11 protein-coding genes, 1 tRNA gene and 2 rRNA genes (1 of these 14 only partly in view) are annotated in these 16,087 nt (G+C 57.8%); 8 read left to right on the top strand and 6 right to left on the bottom strand.

Annotated elements, in window-relative coordinates:
- From LVY75_28480 to LVY75_28470, 3 genes are all read left to right on the top strand, one after another.
- Positions 1-2,362: ribosomal RNA gene (locus tag LVY75_28480) — 23S ribosomal RNA — on the top strand; it begins 437 nt to the left of the window's first position.
- Positions 2,363-2,487: 125 nt separating this feature from the next.
- A 5S ribosomal RNA gene (gene rrf, locus LVY75_28475) occupies positions 2,488-2,602 on the top strand.
- 206 nt (positions 2,603-2,808) lie between these two features.
- Positions 2,809-2,885 (top strand) — tRNA-Met (locus LVY75_28470).
- A gap of 465 nt (positions 2,886-3,350) precedes the next feature.
- Here LVY75_28470 and LVY75_28465 read toward each other — a convergent pair.
- Both LVY75_28465 and LVY75_28460 read right to left on the bottom strand, forming a co-directional pair.
- Entirely contained in the window at positions 3,351-4,349 is a 999-nt protein-coding gene (locus LVY75_28465) for an ABC transporter permease (protein XAZ22712.1), read from the bottom strand.
- A gap of 40 nt (positions 4,350-4,389) precedes the next feature.
- Positions 4,390-5,130, bottom strand: a complete 741-nt coding sequence (locus LVY75_28460; GenBank protein XAZ22711.1) for an ATP-binding cassette domain-containing protein — start codon at positions 5,128-5,130, stop codon at positions 4,390-4,392.
- 256 nt (positions 5,131-5,386) lie between these two features.
- Between LVY75_28460 and LVY75_28455 the strand changes: the two genes are divergently transcribed.
- The 3 genes from LVY75_28455 (at position 5,387) to LVY75_28445 (ending at position 8,377) form a co-directional block, all read left to right on the top strand.
- Positions 5,387-6,367: an NAD(P)-dependent oxidoreductase gene (locus tag LVY75_28455; GenBank protein ID XAZ22710.1), complete on the top strand. Its 981-nt coding sequence runs from the start codon at positions 5,387-5,389 to the stop codon at positions 6,365-6,367.
- Positions 6,368-6,415: 48 nt separating this feature from the next.
- Complete coding sequence (locus tag LVY75_28450; protein ID XAZ22709.1) at positions 6,416-7,402, top strand: substrate-binding domain-containing protein; 987 nt, start codon at positions 6,416-6,418, stop codon at positions 7,400-7,402.
- Between the two features lie 192 nt (positions 7,403-7,594).
- Positions 7,595-8,377, top strand: a complete 783-nt coding sequence (locus tag LVY75_28445; protein XAZ22708.1) for a FadR family transcriptional regulator — start codon at positions 7,595-7,597, stop codon at positions 8,375-8,377.
- Between the two features lie 114 nt (positions 8,378-8,491).
- Here LVY75_28445 and pdxA read toward each other — a convergent pair whose 3' ends face one another.
- The 4 genes from pdxA to LVY75_28425 all read right to left on the bottom strand — a co-directional run bounded on the left by pdxA (position 8,492) and on the right by LVY75_28425 (position 13,079).
- The gene (gene pdxA, locus LVY75_28440; protein XAZ22707.1) at positions 8,492-9,490 is read right to left on the bottom strand and encodes a 4-hydroxythreonine-4-phosphate dehydrogenase PdxA; all 999 of its coding nucleotides are present in this window, start codon (positions 9,488-9,490) and stop codon (positions 8,492-8,494) included.
- Between the two features lie 28 nt (positions 9,491-9,518).
- The gene (locus tag LVY75_28435; protein ID XAZ22706.1) at positions 9,519-10,652 is read right to left on the bottom strand and encodes an iron-containing alcohol dehydrogenase; all 1,134 of its coding nucleotides are present in this window, start codon (positions 10,650-10,652) and stop codon (positions 9,519-9,521) included.
- 324 nt (positions 10,653-10,976) lie between these two features.
- Positions 10,977-12,161, bottom strand: a complete 1,185-nt coding sequence (locus tag LVY75_28430) for an exo-alpha-sialidase (GenBank protein ID XAZ22705.1) — start codon at positions 12,159-12,161, stop codon at positions 10,977-10,979.
- Between the two features lie 12 nt (positions 12,162-12,173).
- A complete protein-coding gene (locus tag LVY75_28425; GenBank protein ID XAZ22704.1) occupies positions 12,174-13,079 on the bottom strand; it encodes a dihydrodipicolinate synthase family protein in 906 nt (301 codons plus the stop codon).
- Positions 13,080-13,355: 276 nt separating this feature from the next.
- Between LVY75_28425 and LVY75_28420 the strand changes: the two genes are divergently transcribed.
- On the top strand, positions 13,356-14,996 hold the full coding sequence (locus LVY75_28420) for an ABC transporter substrate-binding protein (GenBank protein XAZ22703.1): 1,641 nt from the start codon (positions 13,356-13,358) through the stop codon (positions 14,994-14,996).
- 133 nt (positions 14,997-15,129) lie between these two features.
- Positions 15,130-16,086, top strand: a complete 957-nt coding sequence (locus LVY75_28415; GenBank protein XAZ22702.1) for an ABC transporter permease — start codon at positions 15,130-15,132, stop codon at positions 16,084-16,086.
- Position 16,087: the final 1 nt, after the last annotated feature.

Here is a 16,087-nt window from a genome sequence, read left to right as displayed (position 1 = left end):
TCTGAACATGGGGAGACCACTCTCCAAGCCTAAGTACTCGTGCATGACCGATAGCGAACAAGTACCGTGAGGGAAAGGTGAAAAGCACCCCGACAAGGGGAGTGAAATAGTACCTGAAACCGGATGCCTACAAACAGTCGGAGGGGGCAACCCTGACGGCGTACCTTTTGTATAATGGGTCAACGACTTAGTGTAACAAGCAAGCTTAAGCCGGTAGGTGTAGGCGCAGCGAAAGCGAGTCTGAATAGGGCGATATAGTTTGTTGCATTAGACCCGAAACCGAGTGATCTAGCCATGAGCAGGTTGAAGGTTGGGTAACACCAACTGGAGGACCGAACCCGCATCTGTTGCAATAGATTGGGATGACTTGTGGCTAGGGGTGAAAGGCCAATCAAACTCGGAAATAGCTGGTTCTCCGCGAAATCTATTTAGGTAGAGCGTCTGGCGAATACTCCCGGGGGTAGAGCACTGGATGGGCTATGGGGACTCACCGTCTTACTGATCCTAACCAAACTCCGAATACCGGGAAGTACTACCAGGCAGACACACGGCGGGTGCTAACGTCCGTCGTGAAAAGGGCAACAACCCTAACCTCCAGCTAAGGTCCCCAAGTCATGGCTAAGTGGGAAAGGATGTGAGGATCCCAAAACAACCAGGATGTTGGCTTAGAAGCAGCCATCATTTAAAGAAAGCGTAACAGCTCACTGGTCTAAATAAGGGTCTTTGCGCCGAAAATGTAACGGGGCTAAAGCCATGCACCGAAGCTGAGGATTCCTCTTTGAGGAGTGGTAGCGGAGCGTTCCGTAAGCTGATGAAGGGATACCTGTGAGGGGTCCTGGAGGTATCGGAAGTGCGAATGTTGACATGAGTAACGATAAAGAGGGTGAGAGACCCTCTCGCCGAAAGACCAAGGGTTCCTGCTTAAAGTTAATCTGAGCAGGGTTAGCCGGCCCCTAAGACGAGGCGGACACGCGTAGTCGATGGGAACCACGTTAATATTCGTGGGCCTGGTGGAAGTGACGGATCGCACAAGTTGTTCATTCTTATTGGATTGGATGGGCAGCGGAGCGGTTCCAGGAAATAGCTCCACCGTATAGACCGTACCCGAAACCGACACAGGTGGTCAGGTAGAGTATACCAAGGCGCTTGAGAGAACTATGTTGAAGGAACTCGGCAAATTGCACGCGTAACTTCGGAAGAAGCGTGACCCCATTGTAGGCAACTATGGTGGGGTGGCACAGACCAGGGGGTAGCGACTGTTTATCAAAAACACAGGGCTCTGCGAAGTCGCAAGACGACGTATAGGGTCTGACGCCTGCCCGGTGCTGGAAGGTTAAGAGGAGAGGTGCAAGCTTTGAATCGAAGCCCCAGTAAACGGCGGCCGTAACTATAACGGTCCTAAGGTAGCGAAATTCCTTGTCGGGTAAGTTCCGACCTGCACGAATGGCGTAACGACTTCCCCGCTGTCTCCAACATAGACTCAGTGAAATTGAATTCCCCGTGAAGATGCGGGGTTCCTGCGGTCAGACGGAAAGACCCCGTGCACCTTTACTATAGCTTTACACTGGCATTCGTGTCGGCATGTGTAGGATAGGTGGTAGGCTTTGAAGCAGGGACGCCAGTTTCTGTGGAGCCATCCTTGAAATACCACCCTTATCGTCATGGATGTCTAACCGCGGCCCGTTATCCGGGTCCGGGACAGTGTATGGTGGGTAGTTTGACTGGGGCGGTCGCCTCCGAAAGAGTAACGGAGGCGCGCGATGGTGGGCTCAGACCGGTCGGAAATCGGTCGTCGAGTGCAATGGCATAAGCCCGCCTGACTGCGAGACTGACAAGTCGAGCAGAGACGAAAGTCGGTCATAGTGATCCGGTGGTCCCGCGTGGAAGGGCCATCGCTCAACGGATAAAAGGTACGCCGGGGATAACAGGCTGATGACCCCCAAGAGTCCATATCGACGGGGTTGTTTGGCACCTCGATGTCGGCTCATCGCATCCTGGGGCTGGAGCAGGTCCCAAGGGTTTGGCTGTTCGCCAATTAAAGCGGTACGTGAGCTGGGTTCAGAACGTCGTGAGACAGTTCGGTCCCTATCTGCCGTGGGTGTAGGAATATTGACAGGATCTGTCCCTAGTACGAGAGGACCGGGATGGACATATCTCTGGTGGACCTGTTGTCCTGCCAAGGGCATAGCAGGGTAGCTATATATGGACGGGATAACCGCTGAAGGCATCTAAGCGGGAAACCCACCTGGAAACGAGTGTTCCCTATCAGAGCCGTGGAAGACGACCACGTTGATAGGCCGGGTGTGGAAGTGCGGCAACGCATGAAGCTTACCGGTACTAATAGCTCGATTGGCTTGATCGTTCTCATTGACTATGCTCATCACCGGCAAACACGACAGTGTTTGTTCGGGTGATGATGCTGAAGACGTGTTCAAATAAACGATGTGAAAACATCACCAGCTTCTCACACAAGTTGCGCTTCGCTGACCTGGTGGTCATGGCGGGGTGGCTGCACCCGTTCCCTTTCCGAACACGGCCGTGAAACGCCCCAGCGCCTATGGTACTTCGTCTTAAGACGCGGGAGAGTCGGTCGCTGCCAGGTCTGCTAAACGCAACTCGTGAAAAACAAATCTTCTCTTCGCAAACTCTACGGCCCAAAGCCGATCAAAGGGCCGCTATCAAAGCGGCCTTTTGTGTTTGGTGCCTCATGAACACGAGACAAATTGCTTCGCAATTTGCTCGGCACAGATCCGCAAAGCGCACGCGCTTTGCGTAGCCGCGACAAATCCCAAAGGGATTTGCGCTGGACGCGGGGTGGAGCAGCCCGGTAGCTCGTCAGGCTCATAACCTGAAGGCCGCAGGTTCAAATCCTGCCCCCGCAACCAAACATATAGCCCGCATCCAAGCGGGCTTTTTTTGTTTGATAACACGGCGAGCATGCAACGCGCTCGAAAGCCGCCAAAACGCCCAAAGCCGACCTAGCAAAACAGAAAACTGCAAAGCCAGAGCACCCCACAAATCTTCCCCTCTCTCGTCTCGCGAAAGACATCCCACGGTGACTATCGCCGCTGGCGAGGGTGACTCGCCGTCCTGCGGACCATAACCTCAAGGCCAAGTGAAGCGGATGCCACAAACACCGTAACCAAAACAAACAGTCCCTCCTAAAGGATCAAAACAAAAGCCCTCCATCTCGGAGGGCTTTGGTGTGTCTGCAGCGGGGCTTGCCGTGCCCGAACGCTGATTGTCGGTGCGACTAGCAAATGACCGAATATGGCTAGTCGTGACGCAGGTGCGAGCCTGGAAACATTTAACGGGACCCGCTTTGCAACAGCTTGAGGAACCGCGTTCGCCTATTCATCGCGTCGCAGGTTGCGAATTCGGTCGAAGAGAACGGCGAGCACAATCGCCCCGCCGATAAAGCAGCCTTGCCAGAACGCGTTGATGCCGAGCAGGCCGAGGCTGTTGCGGATCACCTCGATGAGCGCGGCGCCGATCAACGCCCCGAAGGCAGTGCCGACGCCGCCAGCCAGATTGGCGCCGCCGATGACGGCGGCCGCAATGACCTGGAGTTCCATGCCCGCGCCGATATTTGTGGTGACTGCTCCGAGCCAGCCGGTTTGAATGATGCCGGCGACCCCAGCCGAGAGGGCGGAGATCATATATACGACGACCTTGATCATCTGTACGGGAACGCCTGTCAGCGTCGCGGCGTGCTCATTACCGCCGATGGCAAAAACGTAGCGGCCAAACTTGGTCCAGCGCAGCACAAAGCCGGTAAGGAGCGCCAGCACGATCATGTAGAGCACCGGATTGGCGATGCCGAAAAGCCAGGCGCCGCCACCCAGCGCCAGCAGCTTGTCGTGATCGGGCCCAAACTGGAAAACGACGGTGTTGTTGGATGCGACCATCGCCAGGCTGCGCGCAATCGATAACATCCCGAGCGTGACGACGAAGGGTGGGAAGCCGAGATAGGCAATCAATAGGCCGTTGAACGCTCCGACCACAAGAGCAGTCCCGATCGACGCGGCGATGCCGATCTCAATGCTGTATCCCGCATGCATAACGACCGCCAGCACCATGCTGCACAGGCAGAGCACGGAGCCAACGGACAAATCGATGCCCCCGGTGATGATGACCAGCGTCATGCCCAGCGCGATAATTGCGACGAACGTGACGTTGCGGGTGATGTTGTAGATGTTCTTCGACGTTGCAAAGGAATCTGTCGCCATCGACAGGAAGATGCAGGCGAGAATGACGGCAATCAGAACCCAGAATGTCTGGCCGCCCAAGATCGACGCAAGCCAGCTCCGTTGCTTCTGCCCGATCGTCTGGTCAAGTGTAATCGCCATCGTCGACCTTCTTCTTTCTCGCTGCGGCGGATAGCATCGATCACACCTGTTCGATGGCGCCGGTGATAAGCCCCGTCACTTCCTCAGGCGAACTTGCCGCAATTGGCTTGTCGGCTACTTTTCTACCGCGCCGCATCACGATCACACGGTCTGCGACCGAAAAGACGTCGGGCATGCGGTGGCTGATCAGGACGACGACAATGCCCCGGTCACGCAATTCGCGGATCAGATTGAGAACCTCGGCGACCTGGCGCACGGAAATGGCGGCCGTCGGCTCGTCCATCAGCACGATTTTCGCTTCCGACAGCATCGTCCGGCCAATCGCGACTGCTTGCCGCTGGCCACCTGACATCTGCTTGACGAGATCGCGTGGCCGCGTCTCCGATTTGAGCTCGCGGAAGATCTCGCCGGCGCGCTTGTACATGGCTTTGTAGTCGAGAATGCGAACGGGCCATATGCCGCGTCGCAATTCTCGTCCGAGGAACACGTTTGCCGCCGCCGTAAGGTTGTTGCAGAGCGCCAGATCCTGATGAACGATTTCGATGCCATGCAGCCGCGCCTCCTTCGGCTTATGCAGGACGATCTCGGTTCCATCGAGACTCATGGTTCCGTGGCTCGGTCGAAAGTTGCCGGCGATCATCTTAACCAGCGTGGACTTGCCCGCGCCGTTGTCACCCATGAGGCCGACGACTTGTCCCGCTTCGAGCGAAAACGAAACGTCGTTGACGGCCTGGATGGCACCGAAATGTTTGGAAATATTGGTGAGCTCGAGAACCGCCACCAGCCTTCTGGCCTCCCAAAACTGTCGCTATCCGTTCGCTCCAAGCCCAGCCTGTTTTTGATGCGAGGCTCAGGCGAATTCGCTTCTCCAATATCCTCCCAGGAAAAGCGAATATGAGCATTTACGCAAAACCCTGCGACAGCGTCAACTCATTGTCCGAGATGCTGAGCCTATTGTAACAAAAATCTGTTTTGTCAGACAAATATCAATTGACGGAAGTGGCGCGCGAATATTAGCTATCACTGGGAGAGAGAGCATGCTGATCCTTGTTACCGGTGCGACGGGCAAGGTCGGGCAGCGCTTCATTGCTGGGCTGCTTGACGATCCGAGATTTTCCAAAGCCCGTGTTCGCGCGCTTTGTCACAACCGTTTGTGCGAGGCGACCGATCGCGTCGAAGTCATCCGCGGCTCGATCGCCGATCGCGATATCGTGGCAGCAGCGCTGAACGATGTTACCCATGTCGTGCATCTCGCCACGTGTAAGGAAACCCCTGAAGACGTCATGGACGTTACGGTCAAGGGTCTCTTCTGGCTTCTCGAAGAGTTCCGCGGAAGCGTCACGGCACATCAGTTCATCCTGATCGGCGGCGACGCGGGCATTGGGCATTTCCACTATCGCCATCCCGGTCCGATCACCGAGAGCGCCCCCCATTGCGCCTATCCCGGAAGCTATGCGCTCTCCAAGGTTCTTGAGGAGGTCATGCTGGAGCAGTTCGGCATTCAGTATGGCCTTAACGGGTGTTGCCTCCGGGCGCCGTGGATCATGGAGAAGGACGATTTCAAGTATTCGTTGTCCTTTGGGGATGACGTCTTTGGCGGCCCGGACTGGAAGACGCTCGTTCCGGAAGAAGCGGCGCGACGCTATGCGGCCGTGGGCACGGTGCCGCTGCTGCTTGATGCTGACGGTCGTCCGCTGAAACGCAATTTCGTGCATGTCGACGACCTCGTATCGGCAATTTTGGCAGCGATCGACAACCCCAGGGCGGAGAGGCAACTCTTCAATATCTGCATGGACCGACCCGTCGACTATGCTGAAGTCGCCGCTTACCTGTCCCGCACGCGAAATCTCGACTCGGTCGAGATACCAAGCCGCTTCCATTCCAACTGGATGGACAACAGCAAGGCGAAATACCTGCTCAATTGGCGGCCAGACTACGATCTCGAAATGCTTATCAACTCGGCGTGGCAATACGAGCGTTCGAAGGAGGAGCCTCGTATCGTGTGGTATCCGGGTTGATTTCGTGTGGCGGGCATGCCGTGCCCGTCTGTTTCAAGGGAGGAAACCATGAGGAAGGCATTACTACTTACAGCCGCAGTTTTAGCATTAACCGCAGGGCAGGCCTTGGCGAAGAAGCAACTCGTCATCGTCGTGAAGGGTCTCGACAATCCGTTCTTCGAAGCAATCAATCAGGGTTGCCAGAAGTGGAACAAGGAGAACCCTTCCGCGGAATATGAGTGCTTCTACACCGGTCCGGCATCAACATCCGATGAAGCCGGCGAAGCGCAGATCGTACAGGATATGTTGGGTAAGGCAGACACTGCCGCAATCGCGATTTCGCCGTCAAACGCAAAGCTCATCGCCCAGACACTGAAGACCGCCAATCCGAGCGTTCCGGTGATGACGCTTGATGCCGATCTTGCAGCCGAGGACGCAGCCTTGCGCAAGACCTATCTCGGCACTGACAACTATCTGATGGGCGCACGTATCGGTGAGTACATCAAGAAGGCCAAGCCGAAGGGTGGCAAGATCTGCACAATCGAAGGCAATCCGGGAGCAGACAATATCCTGCGTCGCGCGCAGGGTATGCGTGACACGCTCACCGGCCAGAAGGGCCTTACGGAATTGAAAGGCGAAGGTGGCTGGACGGAAGTCGCCGGCTGCCCGGTCTTTACCAATGACGACGGTGCCAAGGGCGTGCAGGCAATGACCGATATCCTCGCGGCCAATCCCGACCTCGATGCATTCGGCATCATGGGTGGCTGGCCCTTGTTCGGCGCACCGCAACCCTATCGCGACCTGTTCAAGCCGATGGCTGAGAAGATTGGCAGCAATGAATTCGTCATTGGTGCGGCCGATACGATCGGCGACGAGATTGCCATTGCGAAGGAAGGCCTGGTGACTGCACTCGTCGGTCAACGGCCGTTCGAGATGGGCTACAAGGCACCGACAGTGATGATGGATCTGATTGCGGGCAAGGCAGTCGACGATCCGGTCTTCACCGGCCTCGATGAGTGCACGAAGGACACGGTTGATACCTGCATTCAAAAGTAGGCTCATCGCTCGGCGCACCGGGTCAGGGTGCGCCGACTGCCTTCATGTGACGGATCGAAAGATCTGCAGGGCTTGACGCGCCCTGAATTCCGCGCGCTGCGCCGGATCCAATCGCAGGCGACTTCCTCGTTATTACGATTGTTTTGATGGTCCATGCGGACAGTCGAAAGAATGCTGAGGCAGTAGAAATAAATGCCTGACAAGAAATCGGGAAGGCCGACGACCCCGGTCGAGGTGGCGACGGCTGACAGCTCAGCTACCACAAGGCGCCCAAATGCCGCCCGCATGACCGGAGCGAGTGTTCATCTGTCTTTGGCAGGCGAGATCGGCCTCAGGATAGTGCGTGGTGATTATCCGCCCGGCACGATCCTGCCAAACGAGGCAAAATGGTCACAAGTCTTTGACGTCAGCCGGTCGGCGGTGCGCGAGGCGATCAAGATGCTGATGGCAAAGGGCCTGCTTTCCTCGCGCCCGAAAATCGGCAGTTGGGTCGAACCCAAGGAGCGGTGGAACCTGCTGGATCGGGATGTTTTGGGCTGGTATGTGGCCTCTCCCGATCGCGAATCATTTTTACGGGCGGTGCAAGAACTCAGGCACATGATCGAGCCGGAAGCGACAGCGCTTGCTGCTGCGCGCCGAAGCGAGGCCCAGATGGAGGCGATCAGTCAAGCCCTGCGAGACATGGACCAGGCGACGTCACTCCAGCAGCGAACAGAAGCCGATGCGCGATTTCACATCGCGATCTTGCATGCCTCGGGAAATGATCTCCTGGTGCCGCTCGGCGTATTGATCGAATCGGCGCTGAACCACCTTTTCGCCCATGTCACGCGAGAGGAAGACGACTTGCAATACGTTATCAAGCTTCATGAAAACATTGAGAAAAGCATCCGATTGCAACGACCGAACATGGCGCGCAACGCCGTCCGCAAGCTGCTGGCGAATACAGACCACATTATAGCACGGTGGTCGCGATAGACGTTGGTATCCAATCGCGCCGAGGATGGGCCGGACGGCCTCTATCGCGTATGCCGGCGGAAAAGCCGGCTACTGGCGGCTCTTGCGGCCAGGCACTGATTAGGCCTCCATTGCTCAGGAGGCAGGCACTGCCGCCCGGCGTGGAGACCTCGCCATCAGCCGTGCATAAGCGATGGCCGACAACATGTTGACGTGGTTGGCGCGGCCGGTTCCGGCGATGTCGAAGGCGGTGCCGTGGTCGACGGAGACGCGGTCGATTGGCAGGCCGAGGGAGACGTTCACGGCGGTATCAAAAGCGACCAGCTTGATCGGGATGTGACCCTGGTCATGATATTGCGCGATCACCAGATCGAAGGCACCGTTATAAGCGCGGGCAAAGACCGTGTCGGCGGAGATGGGTCCGACCACGTCGATACCCTTCGCCTGTGCGAGTTCGACGGCAGGTGCCAGGAATTCCGTGTCTTCGGTTCCGAAGAGGCCGTTTTCGCCGCAATGCGGGTTGAGACCGGCAACGGCGATGCGAGCCTTCTTGCCGAGGCGCATGAAGTGATTGTGGCCGGCTTCGATCGTTGCGAGCACGCGTTCGGTCTTCGCCCGCTCGATCGCACCTTTCAGCGAGACATGGGTGGAGACGTGAATGGTATTCAGCCGCTCGGAGGCGAGCAGCATGAAGGAGCTCTTGGAACCGGTCAGGTGTGCCAGCAGGCCGGTATGGCCATCGAAATGATGGCCGGCGAGGTTCATCGCTTCCTTGTTGATCGGCGCCGTAACGATGACGTCGGCTTCTTTCGACATTGCCAGATCGACGGCGCGGGCGATGTAGCGAACCGACGCATCGCCCGCAACAGGGCTGACCTTGCCGATCTCGGGGAGGGGGGCATCAAGCGGCACCTCATCGACGGCGATGGTATTTCCATCGTCGGAGGCTGAGGGGCCGAAGCTCAGGCTGACATCGGCCGCGCGCGCAGCTCGCTCCAGCGCTTCTGTGTTGCCGACGATGACGAAATCGCGCCGTTCGGCTGCCGGCAGGGCGATCAGCGCCTTGACGATCACTTCGGGGCCAACGCCGGCGGGGTCACCAAGGGTCACCGCGACTTTTGCATTTCTGTCCATCAATCAAATTCCTCTTGAAAGCCCCGCCTCAATAGGCCGCTTCATAGATCGAGCGTATGTCAGTACGCGTCAAGTCGCGCGGATTGTTGTCGAGCAGCCTGCGGATGGCGAACGCGTCGTCAGCCATGGCGTCGAGATCGTTCTTCGGCACGCCGAGGCCCGACAAGGTCATTTCGATGCCGAGGTCGGCGCAAAAGGCATAGGCTGCATCGAAGACCGATTGGACGGTATCGGACGTGTCATAGCCGAGGGCTTCCATTACCGCCTTTGTCTTCTCCGGTACGGCCGGTGTGTTGAAGGCGAGTACATGCGGGAAGATCAGCGCATTGGCGGCGCCGTGAGCGACGTGCCAGCGGGTGCCGAGCGGATAGGCAAGCGCATGGCCGCCCGCCGTGTTGACCGGGCCGAGGCAGAAGCCGCCATAGAGCGAGGCCAGCGAAAGGCCGGCACGAGCTTCGGCATCCGAGCCGTCGCGGACGGCGCGCGCAAGATATTTGCCGACAAGCCGCGTTCCTTCGATCGCATACATGTCGATCATCGGATGCGCCTTGCGATTGGTGAAGGCCTCGACGCAATGGGCCATGGCATCGACACCGGTTGCCGCCGTGGTGCGGGCCGGAACGGAGAAGGTCAGCGACGGATCGATGACGGCAATGTCGGCGAGCATGTGAAGGCTCTCGACCGCGAGTTTGGCCTTGGTCTCGGGATCTGTTACCAGAGCGCGGATGCCGGCCTCGCTGCCCGTGCCCGATGTCGTCGGAACCTGCGCGAGCGCTACCTTTCGCGGACCCTGCACCTTGTTGGGGCCGACAACCTCGCGAAGCGTCTGCCGAGAGCCGGCAAGTACGGCAGCGAGCTTGGCCAGGTCCATGGCGCTGCCCCCGCCGAAGCCGACGATGAGCTCAGCCTGCGCCGCTTCGGCCGCAGCAAGCACCTTGTCGAGATTGGCAATATCCGGCTCGGGCGTAACATCCGAGAAGACCGAAACTTCGCCGTTCAACTGCAACATATCGATGCGTGCGGCATTGAAGGCGTCCGAGATAATCAGCGTTCGGAGATAACCCTTGCTGGCCGCCCAGGCGCCCAATTTCCCCGAGGTTCCGACGCCGAACTCGATCAGGTGTGGCCGAACAACGGTAACAGGTGAATCCAAACTGACCATAAACGGTCCTCCCGATGCGCGACGGACTTGACCGTCTATCATGTAAAGTTGTTATCCTGTCCGATGGTTTTTGGCAAGAATGAATGCGGATTTTTATCACATGTTGATTGGTTTCGGCGATCGCAAGGGGTTTCTTGAGCCGCGAATTCAGCGCAACATGTTGATATATATAAATATATGTATTCCGAGACGGCGCTTCGTCTCGCTGGCTCAGCTTGTCAATCGCGTGTGGTTCATTTGTAAAATGACTGCGAGTATTGGCGGGCCGAATTGCTTCAAACATTCTGCCCGCCAATACTCGCAGTCGGCTATTTGTGATGACTTCTAAGTAATTGATTCTAATGGAAGGCGGACATATTTTATGGCGCGTCGATAATAGGTGTAGGCCACGTGAAGTGCGCCATCCGGCCCCTGCGTGATGGAGGGGTAGGAGAACTCGCGATTGAGCCTATCCTTCGAATTGTTGCTCAGGCAGTAGCCGTCGCCGGTATCGAGATCGAGTTTACGTTCGAAATGACCGCCTGCATCGGCAGAAACCGCAAGGCTGAGCGGCGCGCGCGGAACTCCCCAGATGGCCTTTCTGGCCGGGATATTCGACATTTCTGCGACAGGCGCCTTGTCGCTTTCGATCTCGTCATAGAGGGACTGACGTCTGGCGTCGGAGGAGGCGGCGTTGCTGTGGTTGTAAACCATCGCGATTCTCCGGTCCGTCAGCCTTGTGGCCTGGATCGAGGAATTGTTGTTGGGCAGATTGGTCGGCTCCGGCGCACTCCAGGTCTCGCCTTGGTCTGACGACAGCGAAGCGCGAATGTTTTCCGAATATCGGTCGCGGAAGAAAGCGATCATCCTGTCGGCACCGACCGGCACGATATTCATGTGCACGGCACCCAGAGTGTTTTCTATCTCCTTCATCTGCCAGCTTTTTCCGCGATCGCGGGAGATCAGAACGCCTGCTGTGTCGGCGTCGCCGCTCCATCTCTGGCCGGGTAGGCTGATGCAGCGGAAGACGGGGAGCAGCCAGTCGCCATTGCCATTCACGATAATTTGCTGGCGCACGAAGGTGCCGGTCAGGTCGCAGAGGATGGTGGGTGCGGCAAAACTCTTGCCGCCGTCTGCGGAGATCCGGCATTTGACAACTGCGCCGTCCTGGTCGCCAGACGTTTGCGAAGTATAGAGCAGCCAGACACGGTCATCCGGTGCGTTGAAAATCAAGGGATTCTGCTCGGATCTCGCCGGATCATCAGACATTTTCTCAGGTTCGGACCAGCGATCCGCGCCGGGAGCGAGCCGCGACATGTAAATCGAGATGTCACCCATGCCCTCCATCGTGCCGCCGAACCAGACGCAGGTCAGCGTGCCATCGGCCAGAAAGGCGAGATTGGCGGCATGGTTCTGAATGCAGGGAGAGGGCAGATAGGCATCAAAACGGCCAGTCTGGGCGGTATTTGTCCTGAGGACACCGTCCATCAAAGCCGGCACGTCCTCGGGCTTCAAACCTGTCGGTTGCATGGCATTCCTCCTTTACGGCAGCTTGGCATAGCCTTCGGCGAGTGCCGCGTATTCGGCATCATTGAGCGGCACCAGCGGCGGGCGCGTGCGTCTCCAATCTGCATTGCCGGTCTTCAGGCCGACCATGGCCTTGATCGTGGGGATCTGGACATAGGAGTTCGACAGGGTGCGGAAGGCATTGATGCGCGCCTGTGCGGCCTCGACCGCTGCACCCTTCGTTTCGTCGTGAACGTGGTCGTAAACCGTGCGCAGCGAGTTTGCGACGAGGTTCGACGTGGCGGTGATGCAGCCGGCGCCGCCAGCCTTCAGGAGTGGTAACAGCAGCGGGTCGGCACCACAGAGTACCGAGAAGCCAGGGCAGGTTGCGATGATTTCCTGCATGTTATTGAAATCACCGGCAGATTCCTTGATGCCGACGACCGTCTCCGGGAAGGCTTCGACAAGGCGGCTAATCAGCGGAATGGAGAGCGGAACGCCTGAGACCTGCGGGATATGATAGAGGATCACCTGCAGCCTGGTATCGCCGATCTTCTCCAGAATCTGCGCATAGGCAGTGAACAGCCCTTCGTCGGAGACGCCCTTGTAATAGAAGGGGGGCAGCATGACCGCCTTGGTAACGCCGAGCGAGAGCGCATGTTTCGTCAACTCGACTGTCTCGGGAATGGCGACAACGCCAGTGCCCGGCAGGAGCTTGTCCGAGGGAATGCCAGCCTTCAGTGCGGCTTCAAGGATCACACGGCGCTCAGCGGAAGAGAAGGAGTTGGCTTCGCCCGTCGTTCCGAGCAGCGCCACGCCGTGACAACCTTCTTCGATCAGTCGCTGGCAATGTTCGGTGAACAGGCCGAGATCCGGGCTGCCATCGGCGTTGAGAGGGGTGGTAGCGGCGCTATAAACGCCTGTAATCTTGTGATTGCTCAAAGTTGTCCTCCTCGTCAGATCGGGCCTCCAGGCACGTTCTTACGCCGTCGTATTCATCCCAATGTGACGGAGTTGTCAATCTTACAAATCTGAAAACTTCGAACGCCAATCTTTATGATATTGATTTTGCTAGATAAATAATTGGCGTTATCGCATTTAATCTTTCATTCGTTATTTTCCATTGACAGATTTACATTATCGCGCAAATGTCAGGGCCATATCGCGCAGCTTCGGGGAGGTCTTTCGAAAGGCGCGCTATTTGCCACGGAGGAGCAAATGACAATTGGTAACGACCAAAACTTTTCGCAGATTTCCCGTCGTAACGCGCTGAAGCTCGGGCTTGCGGCCGGCGTCGGCTTCTCGCTCTTTGGCGCGAGCGCCCGCATCGTCATGGCGCAGGACGGCCAGGTCTTGAAGGCCATCAATCCGGCCTTCGACCAGGATTGGTCGCCGCTGCGCGGCGGCGGCAGAACCTTCCGCTGGAACTCCTTCTGGTGGGCTTCGCCGATGTATTTCGACACGGAAGGCAAGATCCAGCCTTACGTCTTCACGAGCTGGGACTCGCCGGACAAAAAGGTATGGACTTTCAAGATCGACCCGAAGGCCGTCTTCTCCGACGGCAGCAAGATTACCTCGGCCGATGTCAAGGGCTCGTGGCAGGTTTCCGCCATGCCCAATACGAAGAACCAGCGCGTCGATCAGGTTCTGAGCAAGGTCGCCGGTTATAAGGAAATGTCTGACGGTTCCGGCAATGAGCTGACCGGCGTTGCAACGCCTGACGAATCGACCGTTGTCTGCACGCTGACGGAAGCCGATCCGATCTTCTTCATGCGTCTCGCCAACCATATCGTTCCGATCACCAAGGCTGAACAGTCGCGCGGTAGCGATGGCGAGGAAGTAGCTGATTGGTACAAGCCAGACAGCAAGGCCGTCTATTCCGGCCCATTCAAACTGACGGCAATCGATATCGATGCCGGCACACTCACCTTCGAGCCGAACGAGAAGTTCTTCGGCCCGAAGCCGAAGCTCGCCCGCATTGAGATCAGCTCTATCGAAGACAATGTCACCGCGACGTCGCTGATCAAATCAGGCGAATATAATGCTCATACCGAGCTCGTCACATCGACGATCATCCAGGATCTCGGCCCGGAATTTTCCGCAGGCCCGCTGATCCCGACCAGCCAGCATTTCTGGTTCAACACGTCGCGCGCGCCAATGGATGACCCCAAGGTTCGCCAGGCGCTGATCATGGCGGTCGATCGCGATGGTCTGTTCAAGGCGTCCTATCCGGATGGTCCACACAAGAAGGCCGACCAGATCCTGAACTCGGTTCCGGGAGCGGACAATTCCGGCTTCGAACCCTATCCGTATGATCCGGCAGCGGCCAAGAAGCTGCTGGCTGAATCGAGCTATGGTGGTCCGGAGCGTCTTCCCAAGCTGTTGTTCGTCGGCATTTCCGGCCCGGCGATCCAGGCGGCCGCCCAGTTCATCGCCGAGCAGTGGCGCCAGAACCTCGGCATCACCGCAGTCGATATGAAGCCGCAGCAGGACTCCTATGCCGGTCCGGACCAGAACGCGGTGCAGATCTTCCGTGATGACGTCGGCACACGTGTTCCCGATGCCGTCTCCTATCTTGCAGGCTCCATCGCGTCCTCGTCTTCGAATGCCCAGAACAAGCTCGGCGGATACAAGAACGCCAAGGTGGATAGCCTGCTTGCCGAAGCGGCGACCAAGGCTGCCGACGACCCGGATCGCGTCAAGCTGGCACAGGAAGCCCAGAAGGTGTTCCGCGACGACTGGGCCTTCCTTCCATGGTATTCTCAGGCGATGTCGCGCTGGGCAACCAAGGAAGTCAAGGCCATGGAAAAGAACCTCGACTGGCAGGTCGTGGCTCCCTGGGACGTTTCCATCGGCTGAAGCCGATAGCAGGGCCGCATGATGCGGCCAAAGCAGCGGCGCGAAGGCCGAAAGGTCTTCGCGCCACGTTTCAAGAAGAACCGGCGGCTGCGGCCTCCCGCGGGAATGCGCCGGGCAAGAATGGGAGGTGGCCTTGCTACGCTACGTGCTCACGCGATTTGCCATCTGGATTCCGTCCGTCCTGGTCGTGATGATGGCCGTCTACGCGATGGCCTTCTATGGTGCGGGCGATCCGATCAAGCTGATCTTCCTTCGCGCACCTGGTGACGTCGCCTATAACCCGCAGCGCATCGAGGCGATCCGCGAAAGTGCAGGTCTCAACAAGCCTTTCATCGAGCAGTTCGGTCTTTACATCTGGAACCTCCTGCACGGCCAGTTCGGCAATTCGCTGAGCTCGGGTCGTTCGGTCTGGGCCATGGTCTCTGCCGCCGCGCCCGTCTCTTTCCAGCTCGCTCTCTGTTCCATCATCCTGACGGCGGTGGTTGCGATCCCGCTCGGGATGATCGCCGCTCTGAACCAGAACAACCGTGTCGACTACACAATCCTCGGTACAGCGCTGTTCCTCTGGGCGATCCCGGCCTATGTCGCCGGTCCGCTATTGATGGTGGCGCTTATCGTGCTTCTACCGATGATCAAGGTGCCCTATGGCTGGGGTGGCATCTTCGATGTGCGCATCTTCCTGCCGCTCATCGTTTTGTCCTTCCAGCCGGTCGCGCTCATCGTGCGCCAGACACGCGCCGCCGTTATTGAAGTGCTGTCCGAAGATTTCGTTCGCACCGCCCGTGCGAAGGGCGTGCCGGAAATCGTCGTCGCGCTGAAGCATATCCTGCGTCCGGTGCTGACACCTGTCGTGACACAGCTCGGTCTCATCATGATCACTATCGTGAATGGCGCGATTTTCGTCGAACTCGTCTTCGGCCTGCCGGGTCTCGGCCGGTTGACCGTGCAGGCGCTGACCAATTCCGATTATCCCGTCATTCTCGCGATTACCCTGATCGGATCCTTCCTGGTCATGGCGTCGAACCTGCTGGTCGATGTGCTCTACCCGCTGCTCGATCCGCGCGCCAATGATTCCAGAAGGAGCCGCTGAC

The organism is Sinorhizobium sp. B11, assembly GCA_039725955.1.
In the GTDB taxonomy this organism is placed as follows: domain Bacteria; phylum Pseudomonadota; class Alphaproteobacteria; order Rhizobiales; family Rhizobiaceae; genus Rhizobium.
This window is presented reverse-complemented; position numbering and strand designations above follow the sequence as displayed.

Excerpts from the sequence above, each read along its gene's own strand:
- LVY75_28465 (XAZ22712.1), bottom strand. The coding sequence starts at position 4,349 with ATGGCGATTACACTTGACCAGACGATCGGGCAGAAGCAACGGAGCTGG.
- LVY75_28455 (XAZ22710.1), top strand. The coding sequence starts at position 5,387 with ATGCTGATCCTTGTTACCGGTGCGACGGGCAAGGTCGGGCAGCGCTTC.
- LVY75_28450 (XAZ22709.1), top strand. The coding sequence starts at position 6,416 with ATGAGGAAGGCATTACTACTTACAGCCGCAGTTTTAGCATTAACCGCA.
- LVY75_28445 (XAZ22708.1), top strand. The coding sequence starts at position 7,595 with ATGCCTGACAAGAAATCGGGAAGGCCGACGACCCCGGTCGAGGTGGCG.
- pdxA (XAZ22707.1), bottom strand. The coding sequence starts at position 9,490 with ATGGACAGAAATGCAAAAGTCGCGGTGACCCTTGGTGACCCCGCCGGC.
- LVY75_28435 (XAZ22706.1), bottom strand. The coding sequence starts at position 10,652 with ATGGTCAGTTTGGATTCACCTGTTACCGTTGTTCGGCCACACCTGATC.
- LVY75_28430 (XAZ22705.1), bottom strand. The coding sequence starts at position 12,161 with ATGCAACCGACAGGTTTGAAGCCCGAGGACGTGCCGGCTTTGATGGAC.
- LVY75_28420 (XAZ22703.1), top strand. The coding sequence starts at position 13,356 with ATGACAATTGGTAACGACCAAAACTTTTCGCAGATTTCCCGTCGTAAC.